This is a genomic window from Paramicrobacterium agarici (assembly GCF_002563955.1).
Lineage (GTDB): Bacteria > Actinomycetota > Actinomycetes > Actinomycetales > Microbacteriaceae > Paramicrobacterium > Paramicrobacterium agarici.
The window spans coordinates 120466-138676 of the sequence record NZ_PDJE01000001.1; the positions used below are offsets into that span (position 1 = coordinate 120466).

General features: G+C 64.6%; 19 protein-coding genes and 1 tRNA gene. 7 read left to right on the plus strand and 13 right to left on the minus strand.

Annotation, left to right across the window (positions count from 1 at the left end; translation table 11 throughout):
• Positions 1-20: 20 nt before the first annotated feature.
• Positions 21-218: a hypothetical protein gene (locus tag ATJ78_RS00585; RefSeq protein WP_143741350.1), complete on the minus strand. Its 198-nt coding sequence runs from the start codon at positions 216-218 to the stop codon at positions 21-23.
• Between the two features lie 76 nt (positions 219-294).
• Complete coding sequence (locus tag ATJ78_RS00590) at positions 295-1359, minus strand: FUSC family protein (protein WP_143741351.1); 1065 nt, start codon at positions 1357-1359, stop codon at positions 295-297.
• Between the two features lie 360 nt (positions 1360-1719).
• Here ATJ78_RS00590 and ATJ78_RS00595 point away from each other — a divergent pair, with 360 nt between their 5' ends.
• Positions 1720-2268 carry a type 1 glutamine amidotransferase domain-containing protein gene (locus tag ATJ78_RS00595; RefSeq protein WP_098405834.1) on the plus strand — a complete coding sequence of 183 codons (549 nt, stop codon included), beginning with the start codon at positions 1720-1722 and terminating at the stop codon, positions 2266-2268.
• A gap of 257 nt (positions 2269-2525) precedes the next feature.
• Complete coding sequence (locus ATJ78_RS00600; protein ID WP_098405835.1) at positions 2526-2828, plus strand: hypothetical protein; 303 nt, start codon at positions 2526-2528, stop codon at positions 2826-2828.
• 334 nt (positions 2829-3162) lie between these two features.
• Here the strand turns inward: ATJ78_RS00600 and ATJ78_RS00605 are convergent.
• Together ATJ78_RS00605 and ATJ78_RS00610 are read right to left on the minus strand one after the other, a co-directional pair.
• Positions 3163-3244, minus strand: a tRNA-Tyr gene (locus ATJ78_RS00605).
• A 99-nt stretch (positions 3245-3343) separates the two neighbouring features.
• On the minus strand, positions 3344-4231 hold the full coding sequence (locus ATJ78_RS00610) for a carbohydrate kinase family protein (protein WP_098405836.1): 888 nt from the start codon (positions 4229-4231) through the stop codon (positions 3344-3346).
• A 54-nt stretch (positions 4232-4285) separates the two neighbouring features.
• On the opposite strand from ATJ78_RS00610, the gene ATJ78_RS00615 reads away from it, so the two are divergent.
• Positions 4286-5296: a LacI family DNA-binding transcriptional regulator gene (locus ATJ78_RS00615; protein ID WP_098405837.1), complete on the plus strand. Its 1011-nt coding sequence runs from the start codon at positions 4286-4288 to the stop codon at positions 5294-5296.
• 7 nt (positions 5297-5303) lie between these two features.
• On the opposite strand, the gene ATJ78_RS00620 is transcribed toward ATJ78_RS00615, so the two are convergent.
• Positions 5304-6947: a beta-N-acetylhexosaminidase gene (locus tag ATJ78_RS00620; RefSeq protein ID WP_098409117.1), complete on the minus strand. Its 1644-nt coding sequence runs from the start codon at positions 6945-6947 to the stop codon at positions 5304-5306.
• 82 nt (positions 6948-7029) lie between these two features.
• Here ATJ78_RS00620 and ATJ78_RS00625 point away from each other — a divergent pair, with 82 nt between their 5' ends.
• A complete protein-coding gene (locus tag ATJ78_RS00625; protein WP_169923344.1) occupies positions 7030-7929 on the plus strand; it encodes a sugar kinase in 900 nt (299 codons plus the stop codon).
• On the opposite strand, the gene ATJ78_RS00630 is transcribed toward ATJ78_RS00625, so the two are convergent.
• The 7 genes from ATJ78_RS00630 to ATJ78_RS00660 all read right to left on the minus strand — a co-directional run bounded on the left by ATJ78_RS00630 (position 7908) and on the right by ATJ78_RS00660 (position 14653).
• Positions 7908-8816: a MurR/RpiR family transcriptional regulator gene (locus ATJ78_RS00630; protein ID WP_098405838.1), complete on the minus strand. Its 909-nt coding sequence runs from the start codon at positions 8814-8816 to the stop codon at positions 7908-7910. The genes ATJ78_RS00625 and ATJ78_RS00630 overlap by 22 nt on opposite strands.
• A gap of 6 nt (positions 8817-8822) precedes the next feature.
• A complete protein-coding gene (gene murQ / locus ATJ78_RS00635; protein ID WP_098405839.1) occupies positions 8823-9770 on the minus strand; it encodes an N-acetylmuramic acid 6-phosphate etherase in 948 nt (315 codons plus the stop codon).
• A complete protein-coding gene (locus ATJ78_RS00640; RefSeq protein WP_098405840.1) occupies positions 9767-10945 on the minus strand; it encodes an anhydro-N-acetylmuramic acid kinase in 1179 nt (392 codons plus the stop codon). The genes murQ and ATJ78_RS00640 overlap by 4 nt, the downstream gene beginning before the upstream one ends.
• A gap of 28 nt (positions 10946-10973) precedes the next feature.
• Positions 10974-11804 (minus strand): carbohydrate ABC transporter permease, encoded by an 831-nt coding sequence (locus ATJ78_RS00645; RefSeq protein WP_245836153.1) that lies wholly within the window; start codon positions 11802-11804, stop codon positions 10974-10976.
• Positions 11801-12766, minus strand: a complete 966-nt coding sequence (locus ATJ78_RS00650; protein ID WP_098405841.1) for a carbohydrate ABC transporter permease — start codon at positions 12764-12766, stop codon at positions 11801-11803. The genes ATJ78_RS00645 and ATJ78_RS00650 overlap by 4 nt, the downstream gene beginning before the upstream one ends.
• 6 nt (positions 12767-12772) lie before the next feature.
• Entirely contained in the window at positions 12773-14047 is a 1275-nt protein-coding gene (locus ATJ78_RS00655) for a sugar ABC transporter substrate-binding protein (RefSeq protein WP_098405842.1), read from the minus strand.
• Positions 14048-14188: 141 nt separating this feature from the next.
• Entirely contained in the window at positions 14189-14653 is a 465-nt protein-coding gene (locus ATJ78_RS00660) for a nucleoside deaminase (RefSeq protein WP_098405843.1), read from the minus strand.
• A 55-nt stretch (positions 14654-14708) separates the two neighbouring features.
• On the opposite strand from ATJ78_RS00660, the gene upp reads away from it, so the two are divergent.
• A complete protein-coding gene (gene upp, locus ATJ78_RS00665) occupies positions 14709-15341 on the plus strand; it encodes a uracil phosphoribosyltransferase (protein WP_098405844.1) in 633 nt (210 codons plus the stop codon).
• 478 nt (positions 15342-15819) lie between these two features.
• Positions 15820-16503, plus strand: coding sequence for a winged helix-turn-helix domain-containing protein (locus ATJ78_RS00670; RefSeq protein ID WP_098405845.1), 684 nt, complete (start codon positions 15820-15822; stop codon positions 16501-16503).
• 81 nt (positions 16504-16584) lie between these two features.
• Here the strand turns inward: ATJ78_RS00670 and ATJ78_RS00675 are convergent, their stop codons facing one another.
• Positions 16585-17487: an alpha/beta hydrolase gene (locus ATJ78_RS00675; protein WP_098405846.1), complete on the minus strand. Its 903-nt coding sequence runs from the start codon at positions 17485-17487 to the stop codon at positions 16585-16587.
• 276 nt (positions 17488-17763) lie between these two features.
• On the opposite strand from ATJ78_RS00675, the gene ATJ78_RS00680 reads away from it, so the two are divergent.
• Positions 17764-18207, plus strand: coding sequence for a MarR family winged helix-turn-helix transcriptional regulator (locus ATJ78_RS00680; RefSeq protein ID WP_098405847.1), 444 nt, complete (start codon positions 17764-17766; stop codon positions 18205-18207).
• Positions 18208-18211: the final 4 nt, after the last annotated feature.

Consider the following 18211-nt stretch of genomic DNA (forward strand, 5'->3'; position numbering starts at 1 on the left):
GCGGTCGTCGCGCGCTATGCCTACGTCGCGTCGTCCGACTCGTCTGGCACCGAGCGCGACCGTTGCTCGGGCGACGACGCGACGTCTTCACCGTATTCGTCGAGCACAGCATCCGTTTCGTCCACCGTGCTCTCCTGCACGGGTTCATCAACCTCTCGCAGATGTTCAGCCTGCTCGTCCGGTGACGCCGTGTTCGGTTGGTCATTGCGGTCAGTCATGAAGCTGCCCTCCTTTATCTCCATGTGCGACGCTAACGGCCCTCGATCGGCGGCCGCCAGGCCTTGACAGGCGCCCTCACTCTCCGTCGGCCACGGTCGCCCTGATCGCCCGAACAGCAAAGATGATCGTGCCGATTCCAGAGCCGGCGTCGGGGCCATCGATCGAGTACGCGATGACGCGATCGCACGATCGAAGACAGCGTTCGCGAGTTTCTGGTACCGCGTCGTCGTCCTGAAGGTCGCGCACGAAGTCCGAGAGGTCGCCGAGCGCGTCACGGAGCGGTTCGATGATGTCGTGCGGAATCGGCGCGGGAATCGGCTCGTTCCAGATCGCTCCATTCAGCACTTGAGCGATCTGCGACATCTGAACGGCGATACGCCTTACCGTGTCGAGCACCTCGTATTCCGTCGTCGTGTCGTCGTGTGTCCAGAGAGCTCTGGGGTTTGCCCGTCGACTTCGTCGCGCCTCATTGACGAGTTGCTCGGCGGAATCGACGGTTGACCGAAGGTCTCGCGCATAGTGAAGCCAGTTTCTGCCCTTAGGCGGCCACCGCTCGTCGAGCACGTTCGCGATCTCCTCGATGTGATTGGCGAAGTCCGTCTGCAATGATGCGATTCGTGCTCGAGCCGACGAGAAGCGAAGCGGTGGTATGAGTACGACGTTGGCGAGCGTACCGATCACGAGACCCAATCCGAACTGCGCGATGTACCCGAGCGCGTACGACTCGGGATCATCGACGCCGAGAATCACGACGAAGACCGCAGCAATCGCCACGTACACGCGACCGGAGCCGAGCACCCGAACGCCGGCGATCCACACTCCGAGGCCCGCTCCGATGGGCGCTCGCAGAAACCAGGGCATGCCCGTTGCGATAAGCAGCCAGCCGATGAGCACTCCGAGCGCAATTCCGGCAACCATCTCAATGCTCGTTCGGATCGAGTCGACAACCGTCGGCGTCACTCCGAGAAGCGCACCCAGAGGGGCGTAGTAAGCGTACTCGTCGAGTTCTCCGGGCAGAAGCTGACCGAGCAGCCACGCCGCGACGACGGCGACGGCAGCCTTGGCGGCCACTAAGAACCGGTATCCCGTGAACAGCTCTGCGGCACTCGCCCGCAAGACCTTGACCACCTTCACGTTCATATCAAAGCCCGCTTCTTCGCGAACAGGCACGGGGTTGACAAGCAGCGGTCGTCGGTTCTGAACGGATGCATGCAGAAGGGGCTCCGATGATCGCTCATCGGAGCCCCGGCACAAAGTACTGATTTCACAGGTGGGATACCTCATCTGTGCTTTGTGCCTGTACCCACGGTATCGAGTGACAGGCGCCGGGGACAATGGGCTGGACGGCGAGCACCCTCTGATGTAGCAATTTTCCCGTGTACCACTGCCGGGGCAGACAGGCCACCCCTTGAACTCGGGCCTATACGTGGGAAAACTGGGCAGCGAGTCGCGATGCGACTATTCAAATACGAACCACTTTCGAAAGGGAAGGGTGAGCACATGGGCACGATCACCGGAAAGAAGGTTGCCGTCCTTGCCACGAATGGCTTCGAGGACAGCGAGCTGACGAGTCCCTGGCAGGCCCTCGAAGGCGCGGGGGCCGTGCCGACGATGGTCTCGCCGAAACCCGACGCTGTAACGGGAAAGAATGGTCACGAGCAAGACGTCGACATGCTGGCACGCGAAGCCAGCGCAGCAGACTTCGACGCCCTCGTGCTTCCCGGTGGCGTCGTCAACGCCGATCATCTGCGTATGGACGCAGACTCGGTGTCATTCGTGCGGGACTTCTTCGAGCAGCACAAGCCGGTCGGCGTCATCTGCCACGGCGCGTGGATTCTCGCCGAAGCCGACGTGCTCCGCGGGCGAACGCTGACCAGCTATCCGAGCCTGCAGACGGACCTGAAGAACGCAGGTGCCGCGTGGGTCGATGAGGAGGTCGTCGTCGACAGCGGCCTCGTCTCAAGTCGAACTCCAGATGACCTGCCAGCGTTCAACAGCAAGGTCATTGAAGAGGTCGGCGAAGGAAAGCACACTGACCAGACAACCTGACACGACCTCGTGAGGACGCTCCGCCTGTGCTCAGGCGGAGCGTCCTTCGTCGTTAAGCGTGCACAGCGGCACGTCTTCAGCATCCGGTTAAGCCTCGAGTTCGCGACCGCGAGAGATCGACGCCCCTCGAAAGCGGGGTGCCGCAGCATCGTCATAATTTGAACGTGAGCACATCTCAATAAGTAACGACGTCCCCGCGTCGTGCTTGTGTCCCGACCTCTATGCCCGACGCCCGCGCCAGGCGGAATCGAAGACTGATGATGAATGAAGATGCTCGATGGGAACTCGAGATGAAGGCCGACCGCATTCTCTACCGGCTGACTGCTGAGCAGATCGCCTATCTCGGAGACGGGTTCCCCTGGACCGTGACCGCCGAAGATCTCATGAACGCGCCCCTTCTCGACGCGGTGCGCCAGGCCGCACTTCGCCTCGGGCGTGAAGCCGCGCTGCTGACTCACCCGCAGACTGATCCGTCTCGCTGTGTCGAAGCCGGACAATCACATCGCCGTCCTACCTCTCGCACGGCGACACGCAGACTGTGGCGAGCCAGATGCCAATGATCAGCCGATGGTCTGCGCGAATGACCTAATACCGAATTGCGGCGGTAGGGCTCGAGAGGCCCTACCGCCGAGTCACATTCTGGCGATGTGATGTCGAGACGCTCACTCCCCCAAGCGAGCGCCCCAGCCGCGCCGACCCCACACGACGGGAGCCGTGGAATGGTGCACGAACTGTTGTCTATTGACCTTATGCACTCCGGTCAACAGCGGGAAAGGGGTTGACCCGCGCGACGCGATATGCCACGCAAGGGCTGCGCAACTCGCGGCGCGACGTCATAGTCTGGAAGCTCTGCAAGCAGCTGGTGCCCTGCTTCTGCTCGGCGCTGCGGGAAAGTGGCGAGTGAGGGATTCGAACCCCCGAAGTCGATGACAGCTGATTTACAGTCAGATCCCTTTGGCCGCTTGGGTAACTCGCCAGGGGCGCGCTCGACCAAACTTGTACAGCCAACCGAAGGCGCCACAGAAATATTAGCCTCTCACGCGGCCGGGACGAAATCGAGGCCAGAGGCAGAGAATCACGGCTCGCGAAGCAGCGCGCCTTCAAAGCGACAGGTCGCCGCAGCCACCAGCATCGCTCGCTCGAGTACCTCTTCCCACGCGCCAGGAGATGCCGGGATCCCCATTGCGACAAGGTGCCGCACGATCGCCGCGAGAACGGCGTCTCCGGCGCCCATCGTGTCGATGATGTCGCCGGGCAGCTCAGCGATCGGCCGCTTCACCGTCCGCGCGCCACGGCGAACGAAGCCGCCGTCGCGCCCTGCCGTGCCCACGACGTGCGCGGCACCTGCATCGACGAGGCGATCGACGAGCTCGTCGAGCGTGCTCTCATACAGCATCCTCGCGTCGTCTTCGCCGACCTTGATGAGTTCACATCGCGACGCGAGCGACTCAAAGCCGCGCACGAACTCCTCGCGCGAGTGCATCATCCCCTCGCGCGGGTTGGGATCGATGATCAGCCTCCGGCGATCATGAGGGACGGATGCTGCGAGCTGCTCGACTTGACCGGCATTGTCGAAGGGAAAACAGCTGACGACCGTGAACGGAGCATCGGCAATGGCCCGCCTGCTCTCGGGACCGAACTCGATCGCGCGTCTTCGCGCCGCCTCGTTGAACGCGTAGGTCGGCTCGCCATCACGCCTGTCGCTCACGGCTCGCGATGTGCCATTCGGGCCGATCGTCCGCACGAATCCCACGCCGTGCTGGTCGAGGAACTCCGCGATGCGTGCGCCGTCGGCATCGTCGCCGATCATGGCGATGAGCGTGGTCGGGACGCCCAGCCGTGCAATGCCGACAGCCACATTGAGGGCCGCGCCGCCCACGAAGTCGCGTGTTCCGGTCTCGTCGCGCAGTTCGTCGATCAGGGCATCGCCGATCACGGCGACGGGAGCCGGTGAGCTGTGCATATCGGCAAATGTACACGGCTCAGTAAGCTGGTGCTGACCAGGTGAGGGAGTGCGATGGCGGGTATCGAAGAGGTCGCCAAGAAGGCGGGCGTCTCGACGGCGACCGTGTCTCGCGCGCTTTCCGGCCGCGGCTACGTCTCAGAGGCGACGCGGAGCAAGGTTCGCGGTGCGGCATCGGAGCTCGGCTACGTCGTGTCGTCGACAGCATCCGGTCTTGCCTCTGGGCGAACCCGCAACGTCGGCGTCGTCGTGCCGCTTCTCAGCCACTGGTACTTCTCGACCGTCGTCGAGGGAGCCGAGACGGCGCTGCTGCGCCGCGGCTACGACACGACGCTCTATAACCTGATGGGCGGCGAGGCCGAGCGCCGCAGTGTGTTCACACATTTTCTGCTTCGCAAGCGAGTGGATGCTGTCATCGCGATCAATCTCGAGCTGACCGTCGACGAGGTGCGCGCCCTGCACGACCTGCGCAAACCGCTCGTCGGCATCGGCGGGCCGATTCCCGATGTGCCGACGCTCGCGCTCGACGATTTCGAGGTCGCGCGGCTTGCGACGTCGCATCTCGCTGGACTCGGGCATCGGCGCATCGGGCACATCGGCGGTGGCCGAGAGTTCGATATCGACTTTCACCTGCCCACGACGAGACGACGCGGCTACGAAGTGGCGCTTGCCGATGCCGCAATCACCCTCGATGAACGGCTCATTCGTCCCGCTGACTTCACCATGAAGGGCGGATATGTCGCCGCGAAGCAGCTGCTCGGCTCACCTGTCGACCGCCCGACGGCCATCTTCGCCGCGTCTGACGAGATGGCGATCGGGGCGATTCTCGCGGCACGCGATCTCGGGCTCTCGGTTCCGCGCGATGTCTCGATTATCGGGGTCGACGACAATCAGCAGGCGCCGTTCTTCGATTTGACCACGATCGCCCAGTTTCCGCGACAGCAGGGCGAAACGGCCGTTGATCTGCTGCTCGCCGAACTCGGCGAGAGCACGACGGCCCCCACTGACCTCAACCTCCCGTTCGAGCTTGTAGTGCGCGGCTCGACCGCTCGTCCGCAGGAGTGACGAGCCGTCAGGAGCTCGCGGTGCGATCGACGATGTTCTCGACGAGCGCACGCTGAATCGCAAGGCGCTCCTCACGCGTGATGGGCTTGCCCGGCGCATCCGGGCGGCTCTGCCACGGCGCCGGCCCTTCCAGGTCGCGATACTCGACGCCGAGTGCGTCGAGGCGGACCAGGTGCTCGTCGAGACGCCGTCGGAAGTCTGCGAGATCTTTGTCGACCGACCACACGGCCTCGGCGACAGCGCAGAGCCGCGGAAACAGCATGTAGTCGAGGGCGCGCGGAGAATCGAGGTGCTCACTCCAGATATTCGCCTGACCGCCGAGCACGTGCCGAGCCTGCTCAGGGGTGAGCTCGGGCGGCAGCGGATCGAACGCGTACACGTCGTCGACGCCGAGGGGAAATCCGACGGGAATCGGCTCGCCCTCGTGGTCTGACTGCCGGTAGTCGAGGTAGACGGCATCGTCGGGGCAGACCACGACGTCGTGTCCGGCGCGTGCAGCGGCAACGGCTCCGAAGCGCCCCCGCCAAGAGGCAACGGTCGCGCCCGCTGCGAGCCCGCCCTCGAGAATCTCGTCCCACCCGTAGGCACGCCGCCCTCGCGACGTCAGATGCGCATCGATCTGACCGATGAACCAGCTCTGCGCTGCTTCTTCATCGGCCAGGCCGCGTTCGCGCATGAGCTCCTGCGTTCGCGCGTCACCCTGCCACTCGGTCTTCTTCGCCTCGTCTCCGCCGATTCCGATGAAGCGCGACGGAAAGACCTCAATGACCTCGTCGAGAATGCGACGGAACGCGTCGACCGTCGCCTCCTCGAGGTTGAGTACACGGGTGCTGATGCCCCAGCGCGCCCAGGGCTCGGCCGGTGCCTCACCGATTCCCCATTCGGGATACGCGGAGAGCGCCGCCTGAACGTGGCCGGGCATCTCGATCTCGGGAACGACGTCGATGCCGCGCTCGGCTGCGTACGCGACGATCTCGCGCGCGTCGTCTTTCGTGTACCAGCCGCCATGCGGGCGACCCGTCATCGTCGCATTCGGCCCGTGGCCCCGCTGACTGTCGCTGCGCCAGCCGCCGCGCTCCGTCAGGCGCGGAAACGCGTCGATCTGCAGACGCCATCCCTGGTCATCGGTCAGGTGAAGGTGCAGCGTGTTGAGCTTGTGCACCGCCATCAGGTCAATGACCCTCATGACCTCCCGCTTTGGCAGAAAGTGCCGCGCGACATCGAGCATGAGACCGCGCCAGGGGAACCTCGGCGCATCCGAGATGACGCAGTGCGGCAGCATCCATTCGGTGGTTCTCGTGCGGGCCGAACGGTGGATCGCGGGCGGAAGCAGCTGCACAAGACTCTGTATACCCCAGAGGATGCCGCGGGGCGATCCCGCGCGAAGCACAACGCCGCCCTCGTCAATGCTCAGGCGATACTCTTCGGCGTCGGCGTTAGGCTCGATTTCGAGCGTGATGTCGCCGCTGCCCGCGTCGGCGATCGCGAACGCGAAGCCTGTCGCGGGTCGCAACAGCCCCTGGAGCACCCGTGCGGCGGGCACGAGCTCTGGCGGTGCGCCGATGGTCGCGGTCGGGGCCATCGGGTACTCCCCCGGACTGACTGTCGCGTCGCGCGGCGCAGGAATGATCGAGAGCTCAGATGTCGACATTGCCACCTTCGTTGTGATATTTGCACAGCAGATTGCAGAGTACGCTCGAACACCGTATTCTCCCGAGCATGAAGGTGTCAACGTGCACGTGACCTGCGTCGGCGAGCTGCTCGTCGTGCTGGCCCAGCCCGTCGCAGAGCCGCTCGAGAGCACCGTCTCGTTCACGAGATCGCTGGGAGGCAGCGAATTCAATACGGCCGTCGCGCTCGCCGCGAGCGGAACCTCCGTCGGCATGGTGTCCGTTGTCGGCGACGACGGCTTCGGCCGGTATGCGTCAGCAAACGTCGCCTCGCACAGCATCGAGACCTCCGGCATCGTCGTCGACGACGAACGCCCCACCGGGCTGTATGTGAAGGAGCTTGGCGCTGTCGGGGTCAGCCGCATGCACTACTTTCGCGCCGCCTCGGCGGGCAGCTTGCTCTCGCCCGCCATCATCAGGCGGCCCGACATCGAGTTGCTCCTCTCGACGACGCGAGTCATTCACACCACGGGCATCACGGCAGCCCTCTCTGCCTCATCGCTCGCGGCACTCTCACTGATCGTCGAGGAGCGCGGTGATCGACTGCTGAGCTTCGACGTGAGTTGGAGGCCGAGCCTGTGGCGCGACCGCGAAGATGAGGCAACCGAGGTGCTCGGGGCGTTCGTCGGCCAGTCCGACGTCGCCTTTGCGACGAGGGCAGACGCCTGTGAGGCCTTCGGCACGGGCGAGCCTGACGCTCTGCGCTCACTGTTTCCCGAGCCACGCTGGCTCTTCGTCTCGGACAAGCAGAGCATCACAGCATTCGACGGCCGGCGCCGAAACGTCATCGCGCGCACCACATCGCCCGCCGTTGACGCGATCGGCGCATCAGACGCGTTCTCGGGCGGGGTGCTCGCGGCTCTCCTGCGCGGAGCTTCTGTGGCCGACGCGGCGGTTGCCGGTGACGAGCTGGCGACACGAGTGAGTGCCTCGACGTCGGATCACCTGCTGTCGTCGTCCTGACCCTTCCGTCGGCGCACGTGAGGCACGCGACGTTGTTTCACCGCATCGAACGTGCGGCTCAGCGGTTCGGAGTAGACCGGAAAGCGACGGTGCACGAGAGCGGCGAACAGAATGTCGACGACGGCAAGCTGAGCGATGCGGCTGGCCATTGCTGCCGACCGATACTCGTCTTCTCTCGACCGTGTGCGCAGCACGAGGTCGCTTGCGTGGGCGAGCTGGGAGTCGGGATCACTCGTGATGCACACGGTCGTGCCGTTTGCCTGCGCCGCGATGTCGAGCGCGTCGATGACCTCGCGCGTCTGGCCGGAGTGTGAGATGCCGATGGCGACGCCACCCGGCTTCTGCAGAGCGACGGACGAGAGTGCCAGGTGGTGGTCGGCGAAGTGGTGCGCCGGCAGATCGATGCGCTGCAGCTTCATCTGCAGGTCCGCGGCAACGAGACCGCTCGATCCGCTGCCGACGATGTCGATCCGCGGAGACCGCGCAAGTGCGGCTGCCACCGTTTCGACGGTGTCCGGGTCGAGTTTCTTCGTCGTCTCTTCGATCGTCATCGCATCGCGGTACCCGATCGTCGAGATGATGTCGCCGATCGATGCATCGTGAGCGATCGGACCGCCGTCGGCCGAGAACCGCTCCCTCCGCACGTGCTCGCGTGTCGTCGAGGTCGCAAGGTCGAGGCGAAAATCTCGGTATCCGGTATAGCCGAGCGACTGCGCGAAGCGCGCGACCGTCGCCTGTGACACGCCGCACTGTTGCGCCAGCTCCGTGATCGTCAACTCGACGGATCCCTCAGGGTCAGCCAGAAGCAACTCGGCCACCCTCGCTTCCGCCGCGCTCAGCGTCGGCAGCACGCGAGCGAGAGACTGCACAACGTTCTCGTCGGCCATAGCTGCTCAGTTGCTCGTCGCACTCGAGTGCGCGAGAGCATCCCTGATGAAACCGTCGGCCTCGTGCAGCGCGGCGCGTGCCTGTGCTGCGGAGACTCCTGCGAGAACGGCGACGATCGCCGTCTTCACGGATCCGTCCGCAGCATCCAGCTGCTCAGCGGCTCGTTCCCTGTCGCATCCCGTCGCGCGCATGATCGTTCTCTCGGCGCGAGCCCGCAGCTTCTCGTTCGTAATCTGCACGTCGACCATGAGCGTTCCAAAGGTCTTGCCCAGACGCACCATCGTCAGAGTGCTCAACATATTGAGCACCATCTTCTGCGCGGTTCCCGCCTTGAGACGCGTCGAGCCCGAGATGATCTCGGGACCAACGACGACCTCGATCGCCGTGTGCGCCGCGGCACCGAGTGCTGACTCTGCATTGCACGCGACCCCGACGGTGAACGCACCTCGTTCGCGTGCTTCGGCCACGGCACCGAGCACGTAGGGGGTGCGACCGGATGCTGAGACGCCGACGACCGTATCGAACGCACCGACGTCGCGCGCAGCCACGTCGGAAGCACCGAGCTCTGCGTCGTCTTCTGCCCCTTCGACGGCGGTGCGAATCGCGCCGTCACCCCCGGCGATGACACCGACAACACGGTCGGGATCGAGACCGAACGTGGGAGGAATCTCACTCGCGTCGAGAACACCGAGCCGCCCGGGCGTTCCCGCGCCGACATAGAGCAGCCGCCCGCCGCGGCGCATGCGCTGGGCAATGGCGTCGACGGCCTCGGCGATCGCGGCATCGACGCGAGCCACCGCCGCCGCGACCGAGGCGTCTTCGCGGTTCATCGCCCGCACGAGCTCGGGCGTGCTCAGCTCGTCGAGCCGCGCGTAGTCATCGTTCACGCGCTCGGTGGCGAGCCCGCCGATCTCGCGATGAACAGACTCTCCGACGTCTCGCCCCTCGATCATGCGGTCTTCCTCTCTCGAATTCGCAGCCCGGCGACTCTGCCCACCGCGACGCGCGGTGCCCACCCCGCCGGCGTGATCGTTCCCGCTACTCGAGCTCCGACGTTCCGGTTTAGCGTGACGGGCAACCCGTGTGCCCCGAAGTATCCCACAAGCGCGAAGAGCAGAGACTCCTTGTGCGCGGGATCGACTCCCCGTTCGGCGCTCGAGACGAGCGTGCAGCCGTCGTCGGCGAGCGCATCGCGGAGCGCTGTCATGAGCGCTCGGTTGTACACGCCGCCGCCCGAGGCAATGAGTGTGCGCACGGCCCCCGACCGCGCAAGCGATTCCGCGACCGAGCGCGCCGTGAGCTGCACGAGCGTCGCGAGCAGACTCTCGAGCGAGACCTCGTGTCCGATCGCCGCCAGAGCATCGTCGATGACGGCGAGGTCGAACGTCTCCCTTCCCGTGCTCTTCGGCGGCAGCTGCCCGAAGTACGGGTGCCTCAACAAGGTATTCAGAAGCGCATGATCGACAGATCCGGATGCTGCGCGCGAACCGGCCGCATCGTATGCGTCGACCCCCGCCGTCGCTCGCGCGACGACCGCGTCGAGCAATCCGTTCGCGGGGCCGGTGTCCCAGCCCGTTGCCGTGCCGTCCGTCTCGACGCGGCTGACGTTCGCGATCCCGCCGAGGTTGAGCGTGGCGATCGGCGCGCTGTCGCGACGTGCCTCGCCACCGAGCCATGCGGCGTCGAAGACGGGCATGAGCGGCGCGCCGTTGCCGCCCGCTGCGATGTCGGCGGCACGCAGATCCGAGATCACCGCGGCTCCCGTGCGCTCGGCGATCACGGCGCTGCGCCCAAGTTGCAGCGTCCCCCGCGCACGGCCGCCCTCGACCCAGTGGTAGACGGTCTGACCGGGTGCGACGACAAGCTCGGCGCCGCCGCATGCGGCCTCTGCGACAGCATCCGCGAACGCCTCAGCGATGTCGATGTCGAGGCGCGCGATCTCGCCAATGCCCACCGGCGCCCCGAGTGCAGCATCGAGAATGCGACGACGCAGCGGCTCGGGCCACGGCACGCTGGTGAGCACCTCGGGCGTCAGGTCGATGACACCCGACTGGTCCACGACGATATCGACACGTGCGATGTCGATGGCATCGGCCGAGGTGCCCGAATGCGCAACGGCGACCTTCACTGTCGCCCTCCGGGCTCAGGCGTCTGGTTCATCCCTTCACCGCGCCGGCGACGAGACCGCTCGAGAGCTTGCCCTGCACCAGAATGAAGAAGATCATGACGGGAATCGTGATCACCGTGGATGCTGCCATGACGGCGCCCCAGTCGTTGGAGTGCAGCCCGAAGAACTGCTTGAGTCCGATGGCCACGGTATAGCTCTGGTCTTCGCCGCCGAGCAGTGTCATGGCGAAGATGAACTCGTTCCAGGCGGTGATGAACGAGAAGATGCTTGTCGCGACGAGCCCTGGGGCCACGAGCGGCAGCAGCACGGAGCGGAACATGCGACCCCAGCTGGCGCCGTCAAGATACGCGGCCTCTTCGAGTTCGACGGGCACCGCGGCGACGAAGCCGCGCAGCATCCAGATGCCGAACGGGAGCGAGAACGCCAGGTAGACGACGATCAGTCCCGTGAGTGTGCCGAGCAGCTGCAGATCGCGTACCTGCACGAACAGCGGAATCACGAGTGCCTCGAGCGGGACCATCTGCACCGCGAGGATCATCATGAGCACCCCCGTGCGAAACCGGAACCGGAATCGCGCGACGGCGACCGAGGCCAACAGCGCGAGCGCCGCGGAGATCAACACCGTGAAGAGGGCGACGATGGCGGAGTTCGCGAGAAAGCGGCCGAAGTTCCCCTCGGTGAACACGAACTCGAAGTTGACGAGCGAGAACTCGGCAGGCAGCAGAGACTGCCCGCCGCTCGAGGCCCTCGCGTCGAACGCACTTGAGACCATCCAGTAGGCCGGAAAGAGGGTGAAGATGAGCAGCAGCGTGACGAGGACGCCCTTTGTGATGGTGCGTCCGAGACTTTTGCGCCTCACAGTTCGTCCTCCTTCAGCAGGAATCGCACGTAGATGGCCGTCACCACGAGAAGCAGCAGCGTGAGAAGCACCGCGATCGCCGACCCGAAGCCGTAGCGGTTCTGCCCGAACGATTCGACGTACGACCACACGCCGAGGTTGAGCACTTCGCGATTGGAGCCGGAGCCGCCCGGCATGAGGTAGATCTGCGCGAACACTTTGAAGTCCCAGATCGTCGACAGAATGAAGACGACGGCGAAGACCTGCCTGAGGCTCGGGAAGATGATCTGGAAAAAGCGGCGGACCGGGCCGGCGCCGTCCATCTCGGCGGCCTCGAGCATCGCCTTCGGCACTCCCAGAAGGCCCGCAAGCACGGTGACCGCGACGAAGGGGAAGCCGTGATGAATGATGTTGATGACGGCGATGGCGTAGAACGTCACCGGGTTGGTAAACCAGTTGAACGGCTCATTCATGAAGCCCACGCCCTGCAGGATGGCGTTGACGAGGCCATGGTCGGCGTCGAAGATCCAGATCCAGACGTAGGTGCCCGTGACCGCGGGCATTGCCCACGCGACCATGATCGCGCTGCCGACAATGAGACGCCACACGCGACCGAGTGATTGCAGAAGCAGGGCGACGAGAGTGCCGAACACAACCGTTCCCACGACAGCGACGACGGCGAACCCGACCGTGTTAGGAAGAACGACGGTCCACAGCTGGCTGTCACCGAAGATCTCTGCGTAGTTCGCGAAGCCGATCCAATTGGGCTCGCCGCTGACGATCTCACGCAGACCATAGTCCTGCAGCGAGAACAGAAAGACGCGAATGAGCGGCCAGAGCAGAAGGCCCGCCAGCACGATGAGCGCCGGGGCCAGCAAGAGCCAGGGGCGTGTGCGCGCGGCGAGCGGTGCGCGACGCCGCGGCGGTGCTGCGGGCGGACGGTGTCGCCCGCCCGCAGCCGTGTGTGGTGTTGTTACCGCCACGAAGGATTACCCTTCTTCGTTCATGATGCTGTCCATCTCTGCAGCAGCATCCTCCGTTGCCTGCTCAACGGTCTTCTGACCCGAAAGAATGGCCTGGATCATGGCGTTGACCGTCTTCTTCGCCTGAACGGCACCGAACGTCGGCGTCACGGGAACGGAGCCTCCGCCGTCGACCATCTGCGTCGCGAACGGCTTGACGAGCGGGTCGTCAGACTCCATGGACTTCTCGAGAAGCGAAGTCTGTCCGGGGAAGTACCCGGTCTGCTCGCCCCACTTCTCGGCGAACTCCCCCGTCGTCATCATCTCGACGAACTGGAACGCAAGGTCTTCGTTCTTCGTCGTGTTGAAGATGCTCAAGTGCGAGCCGCCCAGCACGGAGGGAGCGATGCCGCCGTCCTGCCCGGGAATCGGCGCCGCAGCGAACTTGCCCTCAAGATCGGGGTTGTCCTGAATGATCGTCGCGGGAGTCCACGACCCCTGCAGCGCCATGGCGACGTTGCCCTGCGTGAAGTTGTCGAGAACGTCGGTCTCGTTCCAGGTCGTCGCGCCTGCAGACGAGAAGTCGTGCTCGGTCGCGAGTCCCGTGTAGAAGGCGATGCCCTCCTGCGATTCAGGGCTGGCCAGCTGCGACTCCCACTTTCCGTCCTTCTCAACCGAGATCTCGCCGCCCGCGCCCCAGACCCAGGGGTAGACGCCGAACTCGGCGTCGCCGGGAACCGCGAACGGAACCATGTCGGGCTTTGCCTCCTTGATGGCGTTGCCCGCCGCGACGATCTCGTCCCATGTCGTGGGTGCTTCGAGCCCGAGCTCGTCGAACACGTCGCTGCGATAGATCAGCGAGCGAACGCCCGCGTACCAGGGCATTCCGTAGAGTTCACCGTCGTAGGTGCCCGATTCGACGAGCCCGTCGACCAGGTCGTCTCCGAGTCCGGCTTCCTCGACTTTGTCTCCGATCGGCAGGAGCGCTCCAGCGTCGGCGAACTCCGCTGTCCACGTCGTACCCGTTTCGGCGACGTCGGGCGTCGTGCCGCCGGCAATCGACGTCACAAACCGGTCGTGAGCGTCAGCCCACTGCACATACTCGACCTCGAGGTCGGCGCCGGTCTTTTCTTTGAACGCTTCCCCGACCTCGTCGAAGAACGCGTCGGAGTCAGGGTTCGTGCCCTGCATGATCCACACGGTGAGGGTGTCGCCGTCCGAGCCGGCTCCTCCCCCGGAGCATCCCGTGAGCGCTAAGCCGGCAGCCGCGAGGACCGCCAGCGGCATGAGTCGCTTCTTCATCTGTCTCCTCGTTGACACATAGAAAAGGAGCGTCAAGCGCTCCGGTTGTTGGTGATGAAAATTATCTTCACAAACTCTCGACAGTTTGTAAACTTCTCTCACTTAATGACAAGCACTCACAAAAGCGCGCGTCTCGAGGGGTCACGCCTCGCGGAAGAAGCGCGTCAGAAGCTCAGCGCATTCAGCGGCACGCACGCCGGGAACGACTTCGACCGTGTGCGTGAGCCGTCTGTCGCGAAGCAGGTCATGTATGCTGCCAGCAGCACCCGCTTTCTCATCCCACGCGCCGAAGACCACCGTGGGAATGCGCGCTGCAAGAATCGCCCCCGCACACATGACGCACGGCTCGAGGGTCACTACGAGCACGACGTCATCGAGCCGCCAGTCGCCCCGCGCAGCCGTCACCTGCCTGATCGCCTCAACCTCTGCATGCGCCGTGGGATCGGCGCGAGCTTCTCGCGCGTTGCGGCCGCGACCGATCACCTGCCCAGAAGCGTCCACGATTACAGCGCCGACCGGAACGTCTGCCGTCTGCAGGGCGCTCCTCGCTTCGTCGAGAGCGAGCTCCATGAACTCGTCGTGTCGCGGGTCGACGCCGAGCGGCATCCGGATTCCCCCTCTGCTGAGCCGATGAGCCTGTGCGGGCTGTAGGTTTAACAGTATGCGAGTGCACGTTGCCGATCATCCGCTCATCACCCACAAGCTCACGGTGCTGCGCAACAAGAACACATCTTCACCGACGTTTAGAGCCCTCACCGAGGAGCTCGTCACTCTGCTCGCGTATGAGGCGACGCGGGGCGTTCGCACGCAGCCGGTCGAGATCGAGACGCCCGTCACCCGCACGACAGGCCTTGAGATCAGCACGCCGCGCCCGCTCGTTGTGCCGATTCTGCGCGCGGGACTCGGCATGCTCGACGGAATGGTCAAGCTGCTCCCCACGGCAGAAGTGGGCTTTCTCGGCATGGTGCGTGACGAAGAGACGCTGCAGCCCATGACCTACGCAGAGCGGCTGCCCGACGACCTCTCGAACCGGCAGTGCTTTGTTCTCGACCCCATGCTTGCGACCGGCGGCTCCCTCGGCGCAGCGATTCAGTTTCTCATCAAGCGCGGCGCCGTCGACGTCACCGCCGTGTGCATTCTCGGCGCCCCCGAGGGTCTCGAACGCCTTGAGCGCGAAACCGAAGGTCTCGATGTGACGATCGTGCTCGGAGCCCTCGACGAGCGCCTCGACGAGAACGGCTACATCGTTCCCGGGCTCGGTGACGCCGGCGACCGCCTCTACGGCCTCGTCTGACGTCGCTTCCACCCGCGTAGCACGACATCGACGGCAGGTGTTCGCCGCCGGCAGCGGTGACGCTGCACGGCGGCGAACACCGGCGAAGCTTCTGTGAGCGACAGTATCCTGCCCTCAGACGCGTAAAAGAACCTGCGATTTGATCGGTTACCGCTCGAAGAATCATGAGTGTTACGCAAGCAAACGTCATTTACTGCAATGATTTGACACATCATTTCGCGCCCTACTTAAATTGAGGGCATGACACACAGCACGCGCACCCTGAGCTCCATCGAGTTCCGTGGGAATGCCGGGTCGATGATGGCCGGCATCGGTGCTGTCATGTGTTGTCGAATGTGCCGCTTCTGATCTGACGACTCGCACGCATACTTCGGATGCTGTCAGCATCCACCATTCGACACCGCAGAAATCTCACCCCGCCCCGACACGTATCGGTGTGGCCCGGGTGAGTCGTACCCATCATCGCAAAGGAACTTTCATGTCACTCGCTGCCGCTCTTCCCCAGACCGCGCCCGTTGAGAACCGCACTCGTGCTCTCCGCGCGGTTCCCGCTGCCCCGGAACCCCGCGGCTTCGCCCTGTACGTCGGCCTCGATGAAGAAGCCGCTCGCGCCGCAGGCACGTCACTCGGCGCCATCGTCGAAGCCATCAAGACGACAATCGGCGAACTCGCTCCCGCCGCTCAGTCGTACGCCGCTGTCGCGCTCGCACCAGCGGGAGTTGGCGGTCGCGATGTCGACGTCGTGCGCCTCGCGCTGCAGGAGCCGACCGCTGTGGCCCGCAACACGGCGGAGCCTGCCGAAGACGAAGAGGAGCTCGACCGCGCTCACGCGGGTGTGGTCATCGACATCTCGCGCAAGCGCGTCGTTCTCGACAACGCCACGGCGACGCTCACCTACAAGGAGTTCGAACTGCTGCAATACCTTGTGCTGCGAGAGGGCCGCACAATCGAGCGCACTGAGCTGATCAACGCTCTCTGGTCAGCGCACGACGGTGAGATTCCGAATGAGCGCACGATCGACGTGCACGTGCGGCGCCTGCGCTCGAAGCTCGGCCGTTACGAAGACATCGTGCGCACTGTGCGCGGTGCCGGCTATCGCTTCGACCGCCACGCCGACGTCTCGATCCGCCACGCGTCGACGCCATCGCCCGACCTGTTCTGATCGGCCATCAGCCCGCGCGGCGTTCACCGCCGAGCATTCCCGGGTAGCCGTCAGGCGTGATCCGCACCTGACCACCGCTGCTCACGCAGCACGACGCTTCGGTGCATTCATGAACCCCGCCACGGCTTCGACGTAGGCCCGCGGCTGCTCGATGTAGGAAAAATGGCCTGCATCGGGGATCGTCACCACATCTCCACCTGTTGCCGCCCGGTAGGCCTCGATGACGGACGGCGCTGCGACGAGGTCCCCCTCGCCGTGCAGGAGGACCGATGGCACGCTCAGCGACGACAACGACGGAGTCCGATCGCGATACATGTCGTGAAGCAGCGGAAGGTGCGACACGCCCTTCGCCCAGTCGAGATCTTCGGGGGCTCTCCCGATGAGCCGCTCATAGCGAGCGCGGCCCTCCCGGCCCGCCACGAAGAGATCAAGGTAGCGATCGCCGAGGGCCTGCATCACCTCCCAGGAACGGTCGCCGCCCGTGAGGCGCCTCGGGGATGCGGCGAGCGCCACGCACTTCTCGGCCTCACTGGTCTTACCCACATCCTGCAAGAGAGCTGCCGCCCGCGGAAGGCGAAAGCGGTCGGTCGCGTCAGCATCGAGGCACGGGCAATCGAGAATGAGCCCGGAGACCGAGTCGGGATGCGACAGGGCGTAGTCGAGCGCATATCCGCCGCCGGCGGAGTGCCCGAGAATCGTCCACTCGTCGATTCCGAGCGCCCGGCGAAGCGCCTCGAAGTCATCAATGAGCACGTTTACCGTGAGTTCGGCGCCCTCGAGCAGGCTGTCGGAGCGGAGGACTCCGCGCTGATCGACGCCGAGCACGCGGATCCCACGCGCCGCAAGCTCGTCGCCAACGGCGGACATGAAGTCCCAGCACGAATTTCCCGGGCCGCCGTGCACAAAGAGGAGCGGTGGCCCGTCGGCCGGACCGCGTTCATCGAGGAACAGCACGGTTCCGTTGACGTCACAGCGATGGTCCACGTCGTGAGCCTACCGAACGCCGCTCAGGCCGCGGATAGTTGGCGAGCAGAACATTCGCAGAAAAATAACGAACAGATAACTAGACGCTGTTACCTTTCCGTTATATATTCAAAGAGCGTCAGTTGTTTTGCTGTGGCAGCTGACGCGGAATGTGATTGCAGGACACTCTTGGTGCAAGGGAGAGGGCCGGTCGTAAGCCTCTACGACCGGCCCTCGATCTTTGCCGTCACAGCTGCCTCCCTTGCCCCACTATCCTTAGGCATCAGGAGGAAATCCATGTCTCAGAGAGCCACCGCCGTGCATGCCTGGGAGTCGCTGTTCCGCGCTCAGGTCCAGGTGATGCGAGTACTCAGCGAAGAGTTCCCGACGCAATCGATGTCGCTCACCGAGTACGACATTCTGTTCAATCTCTCGCGTGAACCCGAGCAGTCAGCCAGGCTGCGCCTTCTCAACTCCCGGGTGCTGCTGAGCCAGCCAAGTGTCTCGCGCATGGTCGATCGGCTCGCCGCTCGCGGCTTCGTCGAGAAGATCCAGGATGCGAAAGACGGTCGCGGCACCATTGTGCGCATGACGAAGCTCGGCTATCGGGAATTCCGTTCCGTCGCCGTCAAGCACATGGAATCGATCACCGATGTCATGGCGGCCGCGCTCTCGGACGATGAGCTCACCCAACTGACCGAACTCACGACAAAGGTGCGCAGGACAACCGAGGGCTGCTAATGCT